The organism is Pseudomonas sp. LBUM1656 (assembly GCF_059716065.1).
Genome location: NZ_CP166800.1, coordinates 3,254,522 through 3,276,073, shown reverse-complemented (window position 1 = coordinate 3,276,073; position 21,552 = coordinate 3,254,522). Strand labels below are relative to the sequence as shown.

Sequence of the window (21,552 nt, the reverse complement as noted above, 5' to 3'; positions counted from 1 at the left end):
TGCCCTTACTGGCTGGAAACGGAAGAAGGTTGTTTAGCGAGTGCGGGACCGGGAGCCGGAACCGGGTAAAAAAACATCACCAGCGCCACCACCAGGTAAATCAGATAAGCCCCGAGGGTGCTGATCGTCGGCGCGTCCTGGTAACCGAACATGCCGGCCAACACCGAACCCACCGGGCCGTCCATCGGCAGCGTCGCACTGAAGTCGAAGAGCACGGTTTGCAGGTGATTCCACAGTCTGGCTTCATGCAGCGCCTGCACCGAGTTGGCGAGAATGCCGGCCGCCACCAGCAGAATGAAAAGGCCGGTCCAGCGGAAGAACGCGCCGAGGTTCAGGCGCATGCTGCCGGTGTAGATGAGGAAGCCGACGATGATTGCCAGGATCAGGCCGAGGAGGGCGCCGATCGGTGCCGCCGGACCTTCGCTTTGCTGGAACACCGCGAGCAGGAAGAACACCGTTTCCAGGCCTTCACGGGCCACGGCGAAAAACACCATGGCGATCAGCGCGGTCACCTGATGTTTGGAGCCGGTCAGCGCGTGATCGAGGGAGGCTTGCAGCGAATGCTTGATCGATCGCGCCACTTTGCGCATCCAGAACACCATGGAACTGAGAATGCCGACGGCCACCAGGCCGACCACGCCTTCAAACAGTTCCTGTTGTTTCTGCGGGAACTCGGCGCTCACCAGTTCCAGACCACCGCCCACCAGCAGGGCCAGCGCAACGGCGAGAAATACGCCGATCCACACCGCCGGCATCCACTGGCCACGATCGGTCTGCTTCAGGTAGCTGGCGATGATGCCAACGATCAACGCGGCTTCAATGCCTTCGCGCAGCATGATCAGAAAAGGGACAAGCATTCAGCACCGTCGCGGAATTAGATAGGGTGCTAATTTGTAACATAATGACACTCATTCCCAAATGGCATTCATTGACATTTACCTGAACCTAACCTGAACAACCCTGAATATCCCCCGATCCCCTGTGGGAGCGGGCTTGCTCGCGAAGGGGCCATGTCAGCCGACATCAATGCTGAATGACATACCGCTTTCGCGAGCAAGCCCGCTCCCACAAGGGTGTCTGCATTGTGCTGATGGCTGCGCTAAGATGCCGGCACTCAACCAAGAACAAGGCCCACCCCGCTCAATGTCGGAAAAAGACACCATCGCCATTCAACTGGTGCGCGAAGCCCTGTTGCAAAGCTGCGCCCCCGGAGCCGCCACCGACGAGGTATTGAACAAGGTCGGCATCGATCCGACGCTGCTGCAATCCACCAATGCCCGGGTCCCGGCCACCGCGTATGCGCGACTGTGGCGCTTGCTGGCCCGGCGTGGGGATGATGAGTTTTTTGGCATGGACCCGCGCAAGCTCAAATCCGGCAGTCTTGAATTTCTCTGTCGCAGCTCGATGATCCAGCCGAGCCTGGCGGCCGGCCTGACCTCAGGCTTGAGTTTTCTGTCGTTGATGCTCGAACACCTGCCCGCGCAGTTGGTTCGTCAGCAAAGCCTCGCGGAGATCGTGCTGTTGGAAGACAACCAGGAACCGCGCCGCGCGTTCACCTATTTTACTTACTGGATGATCGTCCACGGCGTCGCCTGCTGGCTGGCCGGGCGGCGCATACCGATTCTGGCCATCGAATTGCGCTGCCCGGAGCCGGATTTCTGCGCTGACTATCAGGTGATGTTCTCCGAAAACCTGCGATTCGACCGGCCACGCACGCGGATGATTTTCTCGGCGGATTGCCTCGACCTGCCGATCAAGCGCAGTCCTGAAGAACTCAAGCGCTTCCTGGCCCATGCGCCGGCGAATATTCTGGTGAAGTACCGCGACCCGGAGAGTCTGGCGAGCCGGATCAAACATGATTTGCGCCAGTTGCCCGCCGACCAGTGGCCGGAGACCGAACCGCTGGCGCAGCAACTGTGCATGTCGGCCTCGACCTTGCGCCGGCGGCTGGCGGAAGAAGGGCAGACTTACCAAGGGCTCAAGGACAGCGTGCGCAAGGAGTTGGCCATTGTGTGGCTGGCCGAGCCGCACATCAGCTTTGCCGAAATCGCCACGCGGTTGGGGTTTGCGGATGCGAGTTCGTTTTATAAGGCGTTTCGCAAGTGGTCGGGGTCCAATCCTGGGCATTACCGGAGTTTGATCCTGAACGAAGCCCACTGATCCGGGTTAGGCAGTGATGCAGCGGGCCTCTTCGCGAGCAAGCCCGCTCCCACAGGGGAATGCATTCCAAATGTGGGAGCGGGCTTGCTCGCGAAGACGTCAGCCCAGACGACACATCCCTAGAACCTTGGCCAAACCAGTCAGACAACTTGATAGCTTTGACCATTGCCCCGATCCCCGCGCGGGGTGAGTATTTCTGTGGTTTTTACGGTTCCCCCAACCTAATAAAAATACAGAGGGATTCTGGCAATGCGCGATTACTTGTCTGCCACGTCACAGTTCAATTATCAGCACACCGTCGACGCCGCTCTTACCGGTGATTTGACTGCCCTCAACGCCTGCGTCGAGTGTTGCGACCGGCATGCCTTGCCGGGGCGCATTGCGCTGTTCTGGGAAGGCCGCGACGGCGCCAGCGCGACGTACACCTTCAGCGACCTCCAGGACAAAGCCGCGCGGTTTGCCAATTTCCTCTTGGCCCAGGGCGTGAAGAAAGGCGACAAGGTCGCAGGCCTCTTGCCACGCAACTTCGAATTATTGATCACCGTCTTCGCCACCTGGCGCATCGGTGCGGTCTATCAGCCGCTGTTCACTGCCTTCGGCCCAAAAGCTATCGAGCACCGCCTTAGCTGCTCCGGCGCCAAAGTGGTGGTCACCGACGCGGTCAATCGCTCCAAACTCACTGAAGTCGCCGACTGCCCGACCCTTGTCACTGTCGCCGGTCCAAAGGGCCAAGGCATCGTCCGTGGCGATTACAGTTTCTGGGCCGAACTGGCCAATTATTCCCCCGAGTGCGAACCGGTGTTGCTGACCGGCGAAGACCCGTTCCTGCTGATGTTCACCTCGGGCACCACTGGCCCGTCGAAAGCCTTGTCCGTTCCGCTGAAAGCCATCGTCGCCTTCCAGAGCTACACCCGTGACGCCGTTGACCTGCGTCCCGAAGACGCGTTCTGGAACGTGGCGGATCCGGGCTGGGCTTATGGCATCTATTTTGGCGTCACCGGGCCGATGGCGATGGGGCATCCGATCACTTTTTACGACGGCCCGTTCACCCTCGAAAGTACCTGCCGGGTGATCAACAAATACGGGATCACCAACCTCACCGGATCACCGACGGCCTACCGCCTGTTGATTGCCGGGGGTGATGAATTCGCCCGCTCGATCAAGGGCAAACTGCGCATTGTCAGCAGCGCCGGCGAGCCGCTGAACCCGGAAGTGATCCGCTGGTTTGCCGACAACCTCGGCGTGGTCATTCACGACCATTACGGCCAGACCGAATTGGGCATGGTCCTGTGCAATCACCACGGCATTGAACACCCGATCCACATGGGCGCTGCCGGTTTTGCTTCACCGGGCCACCGCATCGTGGTGCTCGACGACGAATACAAAGAACTCGGCGTCGGCCAGCCAGGCATCCTGGCCATCGACCGCACCCAGTCGCCGATGTGCTGGTTCGCCGGTTACGAAGGCGCGCCGACCAAAGCGTTCGTCGGCAACTATTACCTGAGCGGCGACACCGTCGAGTGGAACCCGGACGGCAGCATCAGCTTCGTCGGCCGCAGCGATGACGTGATCACCACTTCCGGCTACCGCGTCGGCCCGTTTGACGTGGAAAGCGCGCTGATCGAACACCCGGCAGTGATCGAAGCCGCCGTGGTCGGTAAACCCGATCCGGAGCGCACCGAACTGGTGAAAGCCTTCGTCGTGATCTGTGAGCAATACCGCGCGACGCCGGAACTGGCCGAAGAACTGCGCCAACACGTGCGCAAGCGTCTGGCGGCGCATTCATACCCCCGTGAAATCGAATTTGTCAGCGAGTTGCCGAAAACCCCAAGCGGCAAATTGCAGCGCTTTATCTTGCGCAACCAGGAAATCGCCAAGGCTCAAGAGGCCGCCGCGAAGAACGTTCAAGCTTGAATCAAGGACACAATGATGCAGATCGAAAACAAGGTTTTTCTCGTCACCGGTGGTGCGTCGGGCCTCGGTGCCGCCACCGCTGAAATGCTGGTCGCGGCCGGCGCCAAAGTGATGCTGGTGGACATGAACGCCGAGGCTGTTGCGGCCCAGGCTCAACGTCTCGGCGCGCAAAGCGTGGTGGCCGACATCAGCGACGAAGCTGCTGCCGAGGCTGCGGTACAGGCGACGGTAAAAGCCTTTGGCGGCCTCAACGGTCTGGTCAACTGCGCCGGCATCGTGCGGGGCGAGAAGATCCTCGGCAAGAACGGCCCGCACACGCTGGCCAGTTTCAGCCAGGTGATCAACGTCAACCTGATCGGCAGCTTCAACATGCTGCGTCTGGCCTCGGCGGCCATCGCCGAAACCGAAGCGGATGCCGACGGCGAGCGCGGCGTCATCATCAACACCGCTTCGGCCGCGGCCTACGATGGCCAGATCGGCCAGGCGGCTTATGCCGCGTCCAAAGGCGCGATCGTCAGTCTGACCTTGCCTGCCGCCCGTGAACTGGCGCGTTTCGGCATCCGCGTGATGACCATCGCCCCGGGCATTTTCGAAACCCCGATGATGGCCGGCATGACCCCGGAAGTCCGCGCGTCCCTGGCCGCTGGCGTGCCGTTCCCGCCGCGCCTGGGCAAACCGGACGAGTATGCCGCGCTGGTCAGGCATATCATTGAAAACAGCATGCTCAATGGCGAGGTGATCCGTCTCGACGGCGCCTTGCGCATGGCCGCCAAATAAGGAGATCTGTCATGACTATTGCCAACGATCCCATTGTTATCGTCAGCGCCGTCCGCACCCCGATGGGCGCTTTCCAGGGCGAACTGAAAAGCCTGACCGCCCCGCAACTCGGTGCCGCAGCGATTCGTGCCGCGGTCGAACGCGCCGGTATCGCCCCTGAATCGGTCGAAGAAGTGCTGTTTGGCTGCGTACTGCCCGCCGGCCTAGGCCAGGCTCCGGCGCGCCAGGCTGCGTTGGGCGCCGGGCTGGATAAATCGACCCGCTGCACCACGTTGAACAAGATGTGCGGCTCGGGCATGGAAGCGGCGATTCTGGCCCACGACATGCTCGTCGCCGGCAGCGCCGACGTGGTCGTCGCGGGCGGCATGGAAAGCATGTCCAACGCGCCATACCTGCTGGACCGCGCCCGCAGCGGTTACCGCATGGGCCATGGCCGCGTGCTTGATTCGATGTTCCTCGACGGCCTGGAAGACGCCTACGACAAGGGCCGCCTGATGGGCACCTTCGCCGAGGATTGCGCCGAAACCAACGGTTTCAGCCGCGAAGCCCAGGATGCGTTCGCCATCGCCTCGACCACCCGCGCGCAGCAGGCGATCAAGGAAGGCAACTTCAAGGACGAGATCGTGCCGATCACTGTGACCGTCGGCAAAGAGCAGGTGCTGATCAGCAACGACGAACAGCCGCCAAAAGCCAAACTGGACAAGATCACCTCGCTGAAACCGGCGTTCCGTGAGGGTGGTACGGTGACGGCGGCCAACTCCAGTTCGATCTCCGACGGTGCAGCGGCATTGGTGCTGATGCGCCGTTCCGAAGCGCAGAAACAAGGCCTGAAACCGCTCGCGGTGATTCACGGCCACGCCGCTTTTGCCGATACCCCGGGCCTGTTCCCGGTGGCGCCGGTGGGTGCGATCAAGAAGCTGATGAAGAAAACCGGTTGGTCCGTGGATGAAGTGGAGTTGTTCGAAGTCAACGAAGCTTTCGCCGTTGTCAGCCTCGTGACCATGACCAAACTGGAAATCCCTCACGAGAAGATCAACGTTCACGGCGGCGCTTGTGCCTTGGGCCACCCGATTGGTGCGTCTGGCGCGCGGATCCTTGTGACCTTGCTCTCGGCCCTGCGCCAGAAAGGCCTGAAACGCGGCGTTGCAGCGATTTGCATCGGCGGCGGCGAAGCCACGGCCATGGCCGTGGAATGCCTCTACTAGGCCAACCTCACCCCTGTGGGAGCCAGCCTGCTGGCGATGACGGTGTGTCATAAAAGTAGACATTGACTGACACGACGCCATCGCCAGCAGGCTGGCTCCCACAGAGTTCTGTGTCGTACCCCGGATTTTAAGGATTCACCATGATTCCCAATGACGACCAACAACAGATCCGCGATATGGCCCGGCAATTCGCCGAGGAACGGCTGAAACCGTTCGCCGCCGAGTGGGACCGTGAGCATCGCTTTCCCAAGGAAGCCATCGGCGAGATGGCCGAACTGGGCTTCTTTGGCATGTTGGTGCCAGAAGAGTGGGGCGGTTGCGACACCGGCTACCTGGCCTACGCCATGGCCCTGGAAGAGATCGCGGCCGGTGATGGCGCCTGCTCGACCATCATGAGCGTGCACAACTCGGTCGGTTGCGTGCCGATCCTCAAGTACGGCAACGACGATCAGAAAGAACGCTTCCTCAAGCCCCTGGCCAGCGGTGCGATGCTCGGCGCCTTTGCCCTGACCGAACCGCAGGCCGGTTCCGACGCCAGCGGCCTTAAAACCCGCGCGCGTCTGGAAGGCGATCACTACGTGCTCAACGGCTGCAAGCAGTTCATCACCTCCGGGCAGAACGCCGGCGTGGTGATCGTGTTCGCCGTGACCGACCCGAGCGCCGGCAAGCGCGGCATTACGGCGCTGATCGTGCCGACCGATTCGCCGGGCTACAAAGTTGCCCGCGTTGAAGACAAACTCGGTCAACACGCCTCCGACACCTGCCAGATCCTGTTCGAAGACGTGAAGGTCCCGGTGGCCAACCGGCTGGGCGAGGAGGGCGAAGGTTACCGGATCGCCCTGGCCAACCTCGAAGGCGGCCGTGTCGGCATCGCCTCGCAATCGGTGGGCATGGCCCGCGCCGCGTTTGAAGCGGCCCGTGACTACGCTCGTGAGCGCGAGAGCTTCGGCAAGCCGATCATCGAACACCAGGCGGTCGCGTTCCGCTTGGCAGACATGGCCACGCAAATCGCCGTCGCCCGGCAAATGGTGCATTACGCCGCAGCGCTGCGTGATAGCGGCAAACCGGCCCTGGTCGAAGCGTCCATGGCCAAACTGTTCGCCTCGGAAATGGCCGAGAAGGTCTGTTCCTCAGCGTTGCAAACCCTCGGCGGTTACGGTTACCTGAACGATTTCCCGCTGGAGCGGATCTACCGCGACGTGCGGGTTTGCCAGATCTATGAAGGCACCAGCGATATTCAGCGCATGGTTATTTCGCGCAATCTCTGAAAAGGACCTGTAGCAGCTGTCGAGTGGAACGAGGCTGCGAGCTTTTGATGTTGTTTTAACGAGCAAGATCAACAGCTCGCAGCCTCGTTTCACTCGACAGCTGCTACAGAGATCGAGCTTTTTGCAAAACAGGAGTTAGTTATGAGTTACGAAACGATTTTGCTGGAAACCCACGGTCGTGTTGGCCTGATTACCCTCAACCGTCCGCAGGCGCTGAACGCGTTGAATGCTCAGATCGTCAGTGAGCTTAACCACGCCCTCGATGGCCTGGAAGCCGACTCAAACATCGGCTGCATCGTGCTGACCGGTTCGAAAAAAGCCTTTGCCGCCGGTGCTGACATCAAGGAAATGGCCGAGCTGACTTATCCGCAGATCTACCTCGACGACCTGTTCAGCGACAGCGATCGAGTGGCCAACCGCCGCAAGCCGATCATCGCCGCGGTCAACGGTTTCGCCTTGGGCGGTGGCTGCGAACTGGCGCTGATGTGCGATTTCATCCTCGCCGGCGACAATGCGAAATTCGGCCAGCCGGAAATCAACCTGGGCGTATTGCCGGGCATGGGCGGCACCCAGCGCCTGACCCGCGCCGTGGGCAAGGCCAAGGCCATGGAAATGTGCCTGAGCGGGCGTTTGATTGATGCGGTAGAAGCCGAGCGCTGCGGGATTGTTGCGCGGATCGTGCCGGCGGATGAATTGCTGGAAGAAGCGCTGAAAGTCGCCGCGCTGATCGCCAAGAAGTCGCTGCCGATTGCGATGATGGTTAAGGAAAGTGTCAACCGCGCGTTTGAAGTGAGCCTGTCGGAAGGTGTGCGCTTTGAGCGTCGGGTGTTCCATGCAGCGTTCGCGACGCAGGATCAGAAGGAAGGGATGGCGGCGTTTATTGCGAAGCGCGAAGCTGAGTTCACCGGTAAGTAATGCGGCGTTTTCAATGACGCCTTCGCGAGCAAGCCCGCTCCCACACTTGACCGAATTTCTCCTGAAGGAACGCGGTCAATTGTGGGAGCGGGCTTGCTCGCGAAGCTTTTTTAGCCTCTATACCAAGTAATTTTTCAGTTCCCGGGCAATCACCATTCGCTGAATCTCGCTCGATCCCTCATAAATCTGCGTAATTCGCGCATCCCGGTAGTAGCGCTCCACCGGGTAATCCTCCAGATACCCATACCCGCCATGAATCTGCATCGCCGACGAGCAGACCTTCTCGGCCATCTCCGACGCAAACAGCTTCGCCTGCGAAGCCTCGGACAGGCACGGCTTGCCGGCACTGCGCAGGCGCGCGGCATGCAGGATCAGCAAACGCGCGGCATTGAGCCGGGTGTGCATGTCGGCCAGCAGGTTGGCGATGCTCTGGTGTTCGATGATCGGCTTGTCGAACTGCACCCGATCCCGCGAATACGCCAGCGCGGCTTCGAACGCAGCGCGAGCAATGCCCAACGCCTGGGCAGCGATGCCGATGCGGCCGCCTTCAAGATTGGACAGGGCAATCGCCAGCCCTTTGCCGCGATCACCCAGCAGGTTGGCTTCGGGAATCGTGCAGTTGCTCAACGTCACCGCGCAGGTATCAGAGGCGCGAATGCCCATTTTGTGTTCGGTGCGGTCGACGATGAAACCGGCGGTATCGGTCGGCACCAGGAACGCCGAGATGCCGCGCTTGCCGAGGTCCGGATCGGTCACGGCAAACACAATCGCCAGTTTCGCCCGTTTGCCATTGCTGACGAATTGCTTCGCGCCGTTGATCACCCATTGGCCGTCGCGTAGCTCGGCGCGGGTGCGCAGGTTGTGCGCTTCGGAGCCGGCCTGCGGCTCGGTCAGGCAGAAGCAACCGATCGCCTGGCCGCTCGCCAGGTCCGGCAGCCAGGTCTGTTTCTGTTCTTCGGTGCCGTAGTTGAGGACCGGCCCGCAGCCTACCGAGTTGTGGATGCTCATCAACGCGCCCGTGGCGCCGTCGCCGGCTGAAATCTCTTCCACCGCCAGGGCGTAGGCGACGTAGTCGACATAGGTGCCGCCCCATTCTTCAGGCACCACCATGCCCAACAGGCCCAGTTCGCCCATCTTCGCCACCAGGCCGTCATCGATCCAGCCGGCCTTTTCCCAGGCTTGTGCGTGGGGCGCGATTTCGCCGCGGGCAAAGTCCCGGGCCATGTCGCGGATCATGACTTGCTCTTCGCTCAATTCGATATCGTGCATGGCTCAACTCCCGCTCTGGTCAAAACCGTTGAAGAAACTCGCGACGTGCTCGGCGTCCAGCGCCTGCAAGGTCGGCGGGTTCCAGCGCGGCTTCTTGTCTTTATCAATCAGCAAGGCGCGCACGCCTTCGATCAGGTCGCCGCGCTCGAACCACTGACGGTCCAGGTGCAGCTCAAGGGCGAAGCAGTCTTCCAGACTCAAGTGCCGACCACGGCGCAGCATTTCCAGGGTCACGCCCATCGCCAGTGGTGAACGGCTCTCCAGCAGATCAGCGGTGGCCGTCGCCCATTCATGGCTGTCGGCGACCGTTACTTCACGCAGTTGCTCAACAATACTCGGCACATCGGGCAGGGCGAAGAAGTGATCGATGGCCGGGCGCAGCGCTTTCAAAGGCGCGTCGGGGAGTTGTTGCACCGCAAATTTCGCCAGCAGGCTCTGAAGGTCCTTGAGCGGCGTGTCCCGCCATTCGAGCTGATCGAGTTGTTCGTCGAGGGTCCCCAGCTTGTCGCTTTCCAGGTACCAGTCGGCCAGACCGCAATAAAGCGCATCGGCCGCACGGATCTGCACGCCGCTGACGCCCAGATAAATCCCCAGTTCACCGGGGACCCGTGGCAGAAAGTGACTGCCGCCGACGTCCGGAAAATAACCGATGGCCACTTCCGGCATCGCCAGGCGGCTTTTTTCGGTGACCACCCGCAAGTCAGCGCCTTGCACCAGGCCCATGCCGCCGCCCAGGACATAGCCGTCCATCAAGGCCAGCACCGGTTTGCGGTAGTGGTGAATGGCGAGGTCGAGGGCGTATTCCTCGACGAAGAAATCTTCATGCAGCGTGTCGCCGCTTTTGAAGCTGTCATACAGCGAACGGATATCGCCGCCAGCACAGAACGCTTTCTCACCGGCACCGCGCAAGACCACGGCGTGAACCTGCGGATCCTGTGCCCAGACGTCGAGCTGGCGCTGAAGGAGGCGGACCATGTCGAGAGTAATGGCATTGAGGCCGGCGGGGCGATTGAGGGTCAGGTGACCGATGTGGTTGCGAACCTCGGCCAGCACTTCGTTTTGCGTGGCATCCATGGACGAAGTCCCCTTCGATGAAACCTGAGCAGTCATCACTAACTCCCTGCTTTTATTGTTCTTTATAGAGAAGCTCGCGCGCGAGCGATGCAGGATCGTACCAGTGCAAATTTGTGATGTACAACCGGGATATGTGCAGGTACTTCCTGCATATTTGCATGGCTCTCTATGTGGGAGATTCCATGTTGGAGGGCAACCCTGCAACCTCAGCCGGGCGAGAATTAAACGGCGATGTTTAATGGACATCTCCAGACACTCTCTCAGGCTACACATCCTTGCGTCGTTGCCTACGACTGCGCCAGAATCCGCCGGCTTGTGCGCCTTGGGCCTGTGTTTTATCGTTTCCCCGTCGCTGAAAAACAGCGATGGGGTTTGGTAGCCCCGGGTTTCATGTGAGGTGCTAAGCATCACCATTTGGGGCGTTTTTCGTCTCGGTTTTATGGTGGTTATGCACAGGGCGTCTTCGGGCGCGCCGGTCTCCTCACATCCCGGTCTACCAACCTGTGCATGGCCGCCACCCATTCGTTTGGTAGCGAAAGGGTGAAGGCTCCTATATACGATGAGAGGAGTTTCACCAATGTTCAAACCAACACCTAATCCACCCGAAACGGACGACGTTTCCCCCTACGAATCCACCGATTCCAAAAAACTAAACGACGCCGCCGAGCGAGCCCTCGACTTCCACTTCCCGTCGAATGCCGATATCAAAGCCACCCCGCGAACACGCAGCACCTTGTTTTCCGTGGACCCAGCGGCCACGACTGAAACCCTGGCGGTGTATCTGGTCGAGACGTTGGCTTCAGTCGATGTGATGGTGCATCAGTTGGTCGATCATCTGGAGGGTGAGTCGCGTTACGCGCTTTTGGGTATTTCGAACAGCATCATGATGGCGGAGATCACCGCGAACCGGATGCTGGATAACGTCGGCCCGCAGGGCTAAAGGAGATCCCGTAGACAGCTCTTCCCTGTGGTGAGGGGGCTTGTCGGAACGCCGCATCGCCCCGTTCCGCTGCGCAGCCGTCGTAAATCCTTGTTCACACGGTTTAACTGCCAAAACTGCGGTGAATGGATTTGGGGTCGCTTCGCGGCCCAACGGGGATAAATCTCCTCGCCACAGGTTTTTCAGCGCTTGGAAGTACAGAGTTCAGTGATGTTATGTGCGGCGCGACAACACTTCACCAATGCTGCGACGTTTAGCGTGCAACTCACTGATATGAATCAGTTGCTCTAGGTCTTCCGGCGTGACATCGAAGAACGCTTCCATCTCCTCCAACGCCAGTTTCAAGTCCTGCGCGGTAATGGCCTGGCTGTCGATCGGCGGATGATCGGCCGGCACCACGGCCACCGGTTCGGCGGCGCGTTTGGGGTAGCGGATGCGCGTCAGGTTGTTATAGGCCAGGGCGCTGAGCAGCATGGTCGATGCGCCGAGCATCACTGGGGCGAGGGCTTTCCAGTCCAGCGCGATGGTCGCCGGGTCTGCCAATACCAATAGCAGCGCCAGGGCACCGGCCGGTGGGTGCAGGCAACGCAGCCAGCACATCAGGATCAACGCCATGCCAGCCGCCAGGCATGCGCTGCCGAGGGTTCGTCCGAGTACGTGAGCGACCAGCAGCGAAACGACGCCTGCACTCAAGTATCCGCCCAGAATCGACCACGGCTGGGCGAGGGCGCCGGAAGAGACCGCAAACAGCAACACGGCAGATGCGCCCAACGGCCCGATCAAATGCTGGGCCACTTCCATGCCGAACACTTGGGCGCACAGCCAGACGCTGAACATCGTGCCCAGGGACATGCCGATGGCGGCGCGGCTCCATTCGGAAGGACGGGTGTTGATGGCGACAGGTAACCAGCGAGCGAGCATGAGGCAAACGATCCGTTGGCAAAAAGCTATGCAAAAAAAAGGCTTAGCTGGGAAACCCAGAAAGCCCTTGAAAGAGTTCCAACTATTGGGGGAGGAACGGGACACAGTGTGCCGTTCATTGCTGATGCTGACAAATTCATATTAATGCAGTTTGAGTGCATTATTTTTGCTGTAAGGCGACTCGGCGGCCACTCATGAAACACAGGAAGCCGCCCATGGCCGTCAACGCGCTCAATGCGTAAAACATCGTCGGCGCCGGCGTGTGCATCAGCAGGAAGCCGCAAATCACCGGGCTCAGCGCACCGCCGAGGGCCGCGAGGTTCTGCGCGCCGTAGTAACTGCCGCGCAGTTCTTCCGGGGCCAGGGTGTCGACGAACAGGAATTCGGCAGGGTAAATGATCATTTCGCCGAGGGTGAAGATGAACATCGCCACGCACCAGCTCACCAGGCTGTCGGCCAGACTGAAGCCGATCAGTCCGACGATAAACAGGGTGGTGCCGCCGGCGATCCAGTAACGCAATTGTTCGCGCTTGAGGAAACGGCCGATCTGGTATTGCAGCAGGATCACGCTGATGGCGTTGCAGGCGAGCAGGGCGGCCATGGTTTCCAGCGCCCGTTTGGAGTCGTGAGTCACCAACAGGTATTGCGACAGGTACAGGGTGAAACGGCCGTGGACCACGGTGCTGAGCAGGCAACCGCAAGTGAACATGATCAGGGTGCGGTCATTCTTCAGGGTGATCAGCGTCTTGAGAAAACTCTGGGGCTGGCCGATTGCGGGCGTCGGGGCCGAATCCCTGGGGATCCCGATCATCAGGAAAATACTGAAGAAGGCGATGCCGCCGGCAATCAGGAACGGTGCAATCGGGTACACGCCGGCAATCACCACGCCGAGCATCGGGCCGGTGGCGTAGCCGATGTTGGTCAGTGTGTAGCGCAGCGAAAAGGCCTTGGCGCGCTGGCCCATGGGCAGGTTTTCGCTGAGGATCGCCTTCGAGCCGATCAGGAACAGCGCCGAGGCGGTTTCGGTGATCACCAGGGTGGCGGTGGTCAGGTAGAGGTTTTCGGCGAAGGTCAGCAGCACGAAGCCGATGGCGCTGGAGAGCATGGCGAGGATCAGCAGCCGACGCTTCTCGAGGCGGTCGATGATGTAACCGCCGTAGAGCGCGAGCAGGGTGGCGATAAACACCGCGATGCCCAGCAGCAAGCCGACGTCCTGTTGGTTGAGGCCCAGTTTGTTGCTCAGGAACAGCGTGAGCAGCGGGCTGGTGATGGCGCGGCTGACGACGATGGTCAGCGAAACGATCATCAACCGGCGGATTACGAGCGAGTAAGTGGCCACGGTGGGGCAAATGTCCTTATTTAGATTTCATGGTGTTCGACGTGATACCGAGGCGCGGCCATTCGCGAGCAAGCCCGCTCCCACAGGTGATCTGTGGTGATCACCATTGTGTGTTCACTGGAGATCCAATGTGGGAGCGGGCTTGCTCGCGAAGAGGCCGCATCAGGCACCTCAACATTCAAGTCAGCCACCGATCCAGAGACCCAACTGATTCCAGCGCTTCCAGCCGCCACAACTGCCTGAGCAGTTCCCCAGCCCGCTCCCGCGGCATCACCCGCGTCGCCAGACTGAAAAACTTCTCCTCCAGCGCCTCATCACTCAATGGATTGCCCGGCGCACCCAGTGGCGGGTCAACACATAGACTCGCCTGCCGGCCGTCCACGGTCCGCACGCTGACCACGGGCTCGCCATCCTCTGACAGTTGCGGGTCCACTTCAAGGCGAATGCGCGACATCCAGTGAGCAATCCGTGGATCGCCCCGTTGTGCTTCGTCATAAGCCTCCAGCCGGCAATGGCCATGCACCAGCCGGGCGGCGAGGGCATACGGCAAACTCATTTGCGCCGCTGCCAGTGTGCTGACATCCCGGCCACCGCACATGTCCTGAAGAAACCCGCACAACGAAACCTCGATGTCTTCAATGTGATCGGTGTCGACCTGCAGTTGATCCAGCAACAACCCGAACGCATCAATCGCTGAATGCGTACCCCGGCACGCGGCGTACGGCTTGATCGAGCAACGGGCGAGTTTCCACACGACGCCCAGATCCGCATCGAGCGCGCTCGGGTCTGAAGCCACGCCGGCCAGGGTTCTGAGAAAACCACCCCAGACATCCTCAAACAACTGCTTTGGCCCGCTGATGCCTTGCTGAGCAAACCGCGCCGCCAGCAATCCACCTTCCGCCGCTCGACCGCTGTGCAGCTTTTTACTTTGCGAGCCGTCGTGGATGAACGCCCACAAACCGCCGCTGTAACTTCCAGCGATGCCCAGTGCCGACACGGTTTGCGCGGTGTCCAGGCCGAGAATCCGTGCGCTCGCCGCTGCGGCACCGAACACCCCGCAAGTCGCGGTCGAATGCCAGCCAGCGCCGTTGTGCGCCGAGTAACCGCCGCAGGCTTCAAGCACGCGACGGCTGACTTCGTAGCCAATCACCACGGCGGTCATCAACTCGCGACCGTTGACCGGTTCCGTCTGCATCGAAACGGCGGCCATAACCGCCGGCAGCACCACCGCGCCGGAGTGATCGCAGCCACCGGTGTCGTCCAGTTCCAGGGCATGGGCGGCGATGCCGTTGAGGATCGCCGCCTGAGCAGCACCGACGCGCAAGTCGGTGCCCCAGACCAAAGTGTCGCCGGTTTCACCTGCGAATACCTGACGTGCCTGTTTCGCCACTTCACTGTCAGCCCCGGCCAGGGTCGCGCCGAAGGTGTCGAGGATGTGCCGTTTGGCTTGCGCCACCAAGGCCGGTGGCAAGTCTTCAAAACGGGTGTCGACGCAAAACTGCGCCAGCCGCTGCATGCGTTCAGTCATACGAGGTAATCCCGATAATGGCGCTCATACACCGATGCCGGGTGATCCTCGGTCACGAGTACGGCCGAATCTGCCCACCATTGCGAGACTTCTCCGGCCGTGGCGATCCACACGTCGTCGTGTTGCTGGATGCCCTGAAGCAATTCGCGCAACACGCCAATCCGCCCCGGCGTGGCGATGATTTCCGGGTGCAGGCGCAGCACGTAGCACAGGCCAAAGCGGTGAAAGCCGGCAAAGTCCATTTGCAGGTTGCCCAGTGTGTGGCTGTAAGAGGCGATTCGCGATTGCGCCGGTGGCACCGCCGGGCTGAGGTTGAAGGCGAAGTAGGGTTCGTCTTCCAGTTCGTAGTGCAGCGGCAACTCGATGACTTCGGGTGCTGTGGGGTGAGCGAATGGCAAATCATCACCGCGCCATGACGACGACCAGCGAATGCCTTGGTCCCTCAATGCCTCGATGAAGCCCGGCGCGCCGTTGCCGGCCGGAATGCGAAACCCGGTCGGCCGCTGGCCAGTCAATGCTCTCAGTGCATCGCATCCTTTGGCGATCTCGGCGTTTTGTTCTGCGAGATCGAGCAAGTCGTAGTTCTGATGTCGATAGCCGGCGCAGGCGATTTCGTGCCCACCGGAAAGGATCGCCCTAATGTGCTGCGGGTTTTCCTCAGCGACGATGCCGGGGATGCACCAGCTGCTTTTTACGCCGAGCTCGGCGAACAAATCGAGCAATCGGTCGACGCCGCGTTGGGTGCCGTAACGCCAGACCGATAACGTCTTGTCGCGCCCGGCGACTTCCGGCGCTTGGGTCAGGATGCCGTGGACGTCGTTGTAATCGACGGTCAGGACCACGGCGCAGCGGTAGCCTTTGGGCCAGACAGTGGAATCAGCCATGGTGATGCTCCTTGAGCCACCACTGGGCGACATCGCGGCAGGTGGCAAACCACACGTCGTCACGCTGACGCATGTGTTCGAAGAGCTTTTCCAACAGCAGGATGCGCCCCGGTTTGCCGGTGATCTTGGGGTGGAACAGGGTGGTCAGGCACAGGCCTTCGTTCATGGCGCCGTCGTACTCGCGGCACCAGTTGTCGAGGGTCAGTTCGTAGCTGGCGGTGCGGTCCAGCCCGGAAGGGAAGTCTGGCGCGCGGGTGTAGGCGAGGGAGGCGTAGTCGTCCATTTCCCAGCGACCGGGGATTTCCACCAGTGGCGTTTCGTGGCCTGGTACTTTCACCAGGTACGGGCGGTCATCGCCGCGCATGCTGCTGGAGTAGGTCACGCCGGCTTCCACCAGCATGGCCGGGGTCTCGGCCCGCCAGTCGCCGGACGGCGTGCGGAAACCTTCGGCGCGGATGTTCAGGTGGTTCCAGAACACCTCGCGGGATTTCTTCATGACGTCCTTTTGCTGCTCCAGCGTCAGGGCGTAAAAGGATTCGTGTTTGTAGCCGTGGTACGCCACTTCATGCCCGCGCTCGACAATCGCCTGGCATTGTTTCGGCCAGTTTTCCACGACCCAGGCCGGGACGAAAAACGTCGTCGGGATCCGGTAATCGTCGAGCAGATCGAGGATTCGCGGCAAGGCCCGGTAAGGACCGTAACCGCCGAAACCGAAGTACTCGGGCTTGCGCCAGATCGAGCCGTTGAGCATCGCATCGCCGGTCGGGCCATCAAGGTCGAAGGCCAGGGCGAGGCAGGCTTTGTGCGGGTCGGGCCAGGTGGGGTGTGGTGAGGAGGACATCGTGTGGCGCTCCGGAATTTATAGTTGAAACACCCGTAGCAGCTGTCGAGCCTGCGAGGCTGCGTTCGGCTGCGAAGCAGTCGTAAAATCAGGCGCCCGGGTGTGCCTGACACACCGTGAACGCAGGATTTGCGAGGACTTCGTCCTCGAACGCAGCCTCGCAGGCTCGGCAGCTGCTACGAATCGTGTTACTTCCCGGCGTTGATGGTCACGGTTTTGATGGCACCCAGTTCCAGATCCCATTTTTTCAGGATGGTCTGGTAAGTGCCGTCATCCACCATGCTCTGCAACGCGACTTTCAGCGCTTCACTCAGCTCAGGCTTTTTCTTGCTCACGCCCAGCCCGGTGAACTGCACGGAAATCGGCAGGCCCACGGTCTTGTACATGTCTTTTTCCTGAGTCTTCAGGTACGACAAGGTCTCGCTGCCCTGCATCGCCGCGTCGATACGGCTCTGACGCAGTTGCGCGCGGGCGTCAGCCGAGCCTTCGGTGCCGACGACCACGATGGCCGGTTTGCCGGCGGCTTCGCAGTGGGCCTTGCTGTATTCAGCGATTTCCGCCGGGAAGGTGGTACGGCGGCTGGTGCCGACTTTCTTGCCACACAGGTCGGTGATCTCGTTGAAATCCTTGTTCTTCTGCAAGGTGTAGAACTGCGGGCCGCTGGTGAAGTAGTCGACGAAAGTCACGCTGGCCTGGCGCTCGGCAGTGTCGGTCATGCCTGACATCACCATGTCCACACGGTCGGTGGTCAGCGCGTTGATCATTTGCTCGAAGCCGGTTTCCTGCCATTTGATCTTCACGCCCAGACGTTCGGCCAGGGCGTTGCCCAGGTCAACGTCGAGGCCGGTGAGGGTGTTGGTGGCCGGGTCCTTGAAATCCATCGGCGGGTAGTTCGGCATGATCGCTACCACGACCTCGCCTTTCTCTTTGATGCTGGCCGGCAATTCGGCGGCGAAGGAGACGCTGGAAGCCATCAGGCCGGCGAGTACTGCTGGGATAACGATGTTCTTCATGGTCGTTCTCTTATGAGTGTTGTGAGCGCCAAACGGCACCTAGGTTCGAACGGCAGAAATGAAGCTTTGGGTGCGCGGGTTTTGCGGACTTATTAGTATTTCTTCGGGGCTTCCAGCCTCCACGATCTGCCCGCCGTCCATGAACACCATGCGGTTGGAAACCTCACGGGCGAAGCCCAGTTCATGGGTGACGACGATCATGGTCATGCCGGTTTGCGCGAGGTCGCGCATCACCGACAGCACCTCACCGACCAGTTCCGGGTCGAGTGCCGAAGTGGGTTCATCGAACAGCATCAGCTTGGGGCGCATGGCCAGGGCTCGGGCAATGGCGACGCGTTGTTGCTGGCCACCCGAAAGTTCGATCGGGTAGCTGTCGCGCTTGTCGGCCAGGCCGACACGGGCGAGCAGTTCCAGGGCTTCTTCGTGCGCTTCTTTGGGCGAACGCTTGAGCACCTGGCACGGCCCTTCGGTGATGTTTTGCAGCACGGTCATGTGCGGGAACAGGTTGAAGCGCTGGAACACCATGCCGGTGGACAGGCGTTGACGGGCGATCTGCGACTCGTTGAGTTCGTGCAGTTTGTTGCCGACGACCCGGTAGCCCACCAGTTCACCGTCGACCCAGAGGCCGCCCTTGTCGATCTTTTCCAGCTGGTTGACGCACCGCAGCAAGGTACTTTTGCCGGAGCCGGACGGGCCGATGATGCACAGCACTTCGCCTTGCTCGACTTCGATATTGACGTCCTTGAGGGCGTGGAACTGGTCGTAATACTTGTTAAGGCTCACCGCCTTGACGATGTTTCTCATGTTCGACTCCTCAAGAACGCTTGCCGGCGCCGCGAGCGAAACGACGCTCCAGACGGCTTTGACCGAAGGACAGCACGGTGACCGTCGCCAGGTACCAGATCCCCGCGACGATGAGCAGCTCCATCACCCGGGCGTTGGCGTAGTAGATGTTCTGGGCGTTGTAGAGCAGCTCTGAGTACTGGATGACGCTCGCCAGCGAGGTCATCTTCACCATGCCGATGAACTCGTTGCCCACTGGCGGAATGATCACCCGCATGGCCTGCGGCAGGATGATCCGGCGCAGTGCTTGCAGGCGCGGCATGCCGATCGACTTGGCCGCTTCGTACTGGCCGGTGTCCACCGACAACAGGCCGGCGCGCACCACTTCGGCGGTGTAGGCGCCCTGGTTGATGCTCAAGCCGAGCAGGGCGGCCACGAACGGCGTCATCAGGCTCACGGTGTCGATTTCGAACACACCGGGGATGCCGATGGTGGGGAAGATCAGCGCCAGGTTGAACCACAACAGCAGTTGCAGGATCAGCGGCGTACCGCGAAACAGCCAAGTGTAGGTCACCGCCACGTAGCGCAGGATCGGGTTGGCCGACATGCGCATGATCGCCGTGATCACCCCGAACACGATGCCCAGGGCCATCGCCAGCACCGCCATGACGATGGTGTTGAGCAAGCCCCACATGATCGCTTGCGAGGTGAGGAACTGGCCGATGTACGACCACTCGATCTTGCCTTCAGCAAAGGCCCGTACCAGCCCGAGAATCGCAATGACGATCACGGTGGCGAAGAAAATCCGCCCGTAGTAGCGCCGCGGCACATGGTGGTACTGGGTGATATCGAACTGGTTTTCCGCCAGTTTTCGCTCCGACTGGAGTCGTTCTGCCTGAGTCTGGCTCATGTTGTTTCTCCGAACTGTTCTTTCAAATCCAACACAGATCCTTGTGGGAGCTAGCCTGCTAGCGATTGCGGTGCGTCAATCAGCGAATGGTTGTCAGACAGAGCCAAATCGCTAGCAGGCTAGCTCCCACAGGGTTATGCGTGGCGGCCGTTAGAGACGGAAACCTTGATAGTTCTCGGTCCATTGCTGCTGGGCGGCGAGGGCGGTTTTCAAGCGGCCGATCTGCTCGCGCACCTGTTGTGGCGCGGTGCCGCCCCAGCCACTACGGGCGGCGATGGCAGCTTCGAGGGTCAGGCTGTCGCGCACTTCCGGTTTGAGGCGCGGATCGATCTCGGCCAGCAACGCCGGGGACGCTTCCCACAATTCAATGTCGTGTTTCTCGCAGGCCTGGACCAGCGCACCGGTAATTTCATGCGCTTCCTTGAACGGCACGCCACGCACCGCCAGCCAGTCGGCGACTTCGGTGGCCAGGGTGAAACCCAGTGGCGCCTGACGACGCAGTTCTTCAACGTTGACCTTCATGGTCGCGACCATCCCGGCCATGGCCGGCAGCACCAGGAGCAAGGTGTCGATGCTGTCGAGCACGCCGTTCTTGTCTTCGCTCAAGTCGCGGTTGTACGACAGCGGCAGGGATTTCAACGTCGACAACAAGCCGGTGAGGTTGCCGATCAAGCGGCCAGCCTTGCCCCGGGCCAGTTCGGCAATGTCCGGGTTCTTTTTCTGCGGCATGATCGAGCTGCCGGTGGCGTAGGCATCGTCCAGGGCGACCCAGCGAAATTGCCGCGACGACCACAGGCAGAACTCTTCGGCGAGACGGGAAATGTTGATCCCGAGCATGCTGGCGATAAACAGGAACTCGGCGACGTGGTCGCGGCTGGCCACGGCATCGATAGAATTTTCGCAGACACCGCTGTAGCCCATTTCCTTGGCCGACTGCTGTGGCAAGCGTGCGATGGCGGAACCGGCCATGGCCGCAGCGCCTAGAGGTGACAGCGACGTGCGATTGTCCCAGTCCACCAGGCGTTGCACGTCACGCAGCATCGATTGCGCGTGAGCCAGCAAGTGGTGGGCGAATACGATGGGCTGGGCCTGTTGCAGGTGGGTGAAGCCCGGGCAGATGCTCTCGATGTGTTGCTCGGCCTGATCCACCAGCGCTTGCTGCAAGGCCAGCACTTCGACGGCCAGGGTGCGCACGTGATCCCGCAGGAACAGACGCAGGTCGTTGGCGGTCTGGTCATTACGGGAGCGACCGGCGCGCAACTTGCCGCCGAGGGCGCCGAGGCGTTCGGTCAGCAGGCGTTCGATGAAGGTGTGGACGTCTTCGTCGTCCAGGGTCGGCGCGATGCTGCCGGCGCGGAAGTCATCACCGATGCGTTGCAGGGCGTCGAGCATGGTCTGGGTTTCTTGCTCGCTCAACAGCCCGGCGCGTTGCAGTTCACGGGCATGCGCCTTGGAACCGGCGAGGTCGTACGGGGTGAGGCGAAAGTAGCGCTCGGGGCAACGGGACAATGCCGCCAGGGCTTCGGATGGGCCGCTTTTGAAGCGCGCACCCCAGAGACGGTCGGTGGTTTGAGACATTGTTGTTTTCCTCGTCGGTAAAGCGAATTGAAATCGGTGTGCCGGGCCTGGAACCGTTGCTGGGATCGTTAAAAAATCAACCGGGCGTGGTCAGGCCAAAGCAGTTTTCAATAGGGGCAGTTACGAAGTGGCGAGCGCTGATCGAAGTGTCAGCTTTTAATAGTTCGAAATCAGTGAGTTGGCACTGAAGTACGGGGATTATTAACGGTTGCCAAGCCTGGTTTTCTGTGGTC

Annotated in this window: 19 protein-coding genes; 7 read left to right on the top strand and 12 right to left on the bottom strand. The window is 60.8% G+C overall.

The annotated features are described in order from the left end of the window. Positions 1–5 precede the first annotated feature (5 nt). Entirely contained in the window at positions 6–857 is an 852-nt protein-coding gene (efeU, locus tag ACA072_RS14865; RefSeq protein ID WP_497618535.1) for an iron uptake transporter permease EfeU, read from the bottom strand. A gap of 286 nt (positions 858–1,143) precedes the next feature. Between efeU and ACA072_RS14860 the strand changes: the two genes are divergently transcribed. From ACA072_RS14860 to ACA072_RS14835, 6 genes are all read left to right on the top strand, one after another. Beyond that, positions 1,144–2,160 (top strand): AraC family transcriptional regulator, encoded by a 1,017-nt coding sequence (locus ACA072_RS14860; protein WP_497618534.1) that lies wholly within the window; start codon positions 1,144–1,146, stop codon positions 2,158–2,160. 249 nt (positions 2,161–2,409) lie between these two features. Beyond that, on the top strand, positions 2,410–4,074 hold the full coding sequence (locus ACA072_RS14855) for an AMP-binding protein (protein ID WP_497618532.1): 1,665 nt from the start codon (positions 2,410–2,412) through the stop codon (positions 4,072–4,074). Between the two features lie 15 nt (positions 4,075–4,089). Beyond that, complete coding sequence (locus ACA072_RS14850) at positions 4,090–4,851, top strand: SDR family NAD(P)-dependent oxidoreductase (protein WP_497624993.1); 762 nt, start codon at positions 4,090–4,092, stop codon at positions 4,849–4,851. Positions 4,852–4,862: 11 nt separating this feature from the next. Next, positions 4,863–6,056 (top strand): acetyl-CoA C-acyltransferase, encoded by a 1,194-nt coding sequence (locus tag ACA072_RS14845; protein ID WP_497618530.1) that lies wholly within the window; start codon positions 4,863–4,865, stop codon positions 6,054–6,056. Between the two features lie 140 nt (positions 6,057–6,196). Further along, on the top strand, positions 6,197–7,324 hold the full coding sequence (locus ACA072_RS14840; protein WP_403103659.1) for an acyl-CoA dehydrogenase: 1,128 nt from the start codon (positions 6,197–6,199) through the stop codon (positions 7,322–7,324). Between the two features lie 141 nt (positions 7,325–7,465). Continuing rightward, positions 7,466–8,239: an enoyl-CoA hydratase gene (locus tag ACA072_RS14835; RefSeq protein ID WP_403103656.1), complete on the top strand. Its 774-nt coding sequence runs from the start codon at positions 7,466–7,468 to the stop codon at positions 8,237–8,239. 117 nt (positions 8,240–8,356) lie between these two features. On the opposite strand, the gene ACA072_RS14830 is transcribed toward ACA072_RS14835, so the two are convergent. Together ACA072_RS14830 and ACA072_RS14825 are read right to left on the bottom strand one after the other, a co-directional pair. After that, complete coding sequence (locus tag ACA072_RS14830; RefSeq protein ID WP_219097380.1) at positions 8,357–9,508, bottom strand: acyl-CoA dehydrogenase family protein; 1,152 nt, start codon at positions 9,506–9,508, stop codon at positions 8,357–8,359. Positions 9,509–9,511: 3 nt separating this feature from the next. Continuing rightward, entirely contained in the window at positions 9,512–10,618 is a 1,107-nt protein-coding gene (locus ACA072_RS14825) for an enoyl-CoA hydratase/isomerase family protein (RefSeq protein ID WP_497618527.1), read from the bottom strand. A gap of 541 nt (positions 10,619–11,159) precedes the next feature. Between ACA072_RS14825 and ACA072_RS14820 the strand changes: the two genes are divergently transcribed. Next, the gene (locus ACA072_RS14820) at positions 11,160–11,522 is read left to right on the top strand and encodes a DUF6124 family protein (RefSeq protein ID WP_497618525.1); all 363 of its coding nucleotides are present in this window, start codon (positions 11,160–11,162) and stop codon (positions 11,520–11,522) included. Between the two features lie 213 nt (positions 11,523–11,735). Here ACA072_RS14820 and ACA072_RS14815 read toward each other — a convergent pair whose 3' ends face one another. The 9 genes from ACA072_RS14815 to argH all read right to left on the bottom strand — a co-directional run bounded on the left by ACA072_RS14815 (position 11,736) and on the right by argH (position 21,319). Beyond that, entirely contained in the window at positions 11,736–12,443 is a 708-nt protein-coding gene (locus tag ACA072_RS14815) for an HPP family protein (protein WP_497618523.1), read from the bottom strand. Positions 12,444–12,603: 160 nt separating this feature from the next. Next, positions 12,604–13,782 carry an MFS transporter gene (locus tag ACA072_RS14810; RefSeq protein WP_497618521.1) on the bottom strand — a complete coding sequence of 393 codons (1,179 nt, stop codon included), beginning with the start codon at positions 13,780–13,782 and terminating at the stop codon, positions 12,604–12,606. A gap of 178 nt (positions 13,783–13,960) precedes the next feature. Then, positions 13,961–15,310, bottom strand: coding sequence for an MmgE/PrpD family protein (locus ACA072_RS14805; protein WP_497618519.1), 1,350 nt, complete (start codon positions 15,308–15,310; stop codon positions 13,961–13,963). After that, positions 15,307–16,194 (bottom strand): polysaccharide deacetylase family protein, encoded by an 888-nt coding sequence (locus tag ACA072_RS14800; RefSeq protein ID WP_497618517.1) that lies wholly within the window; start codon positions 16,192–16,194, stop codon positions 15,307–15,309. The genes ACA072_RS14805 and ACA072_RS14800 overlap by 4 nt, the downstream gene beginning before the upstream one ends. Further along, positions 16,187–17,035, bottom strand: coding sequence for a polysaccharide deacetylase family protein (locus ACA072_RS14795; protein WP_497618515.1), 849 nt, complete (start codon positions 17,033–17,035; stop codon positions 16,187–16,189). Before ACA072_RS14795 ends, ACA072_RS14800 begins: the two co-directional genes overlap by 8 nt. Positions 17,036–17,223: 188 nt before the next feature. Further along, on the bottom strand, positions 17,224–18,048 hold the full coding sequence (locus ACA072_RS14790; protein WP_497618513.1) for an ABC transporter substrate-binding protein: 825 nt from the start codon (positions 18,046–18,048) through the stop codon (positions 17,224–17,226). Positions 18,049–18,087: 39 nt separating this feature from the next. Next, positions 18,088–18,852, bottom strand: a complete 765-nt coding sequence (locus tag ACA072_RS14785; RefSeq protein ID WP_438659849.1) for an amino acid ABC transporter ATP-binding protein — start codon at positions 18,850–18,852, stop codon at positions 18,088–18,090. Positions 18,853–18,862: 10 nt separating this feature from the next. Beyond that, positions 18,863–19,741 (bottom strand): amino acid ABC transporter permease, encoded by an 879-nt coding sequence (locus ACA072_RS14780; RefSeq protein ID WP_497618510.1) that lies wholly within the window; start codon positions 19,739–19,741, stop codon positions 18,863–18,865. Between the two features lie 150 nt (positions 19,742–19,891). Then, complete coding sequence (gene argH, locus ACA072_RS14775) at positions 19,892–21,319, bottom strand: argininosuccinate lyase (RefSeq protein WP_497618508.1); 1,428 nt, start codon at positions 21,317–21,319, stop codon at positions 19,892–19,894. Between the last annotated feature and the right edge of the window lie 233 nt (positions 21,320–21,552).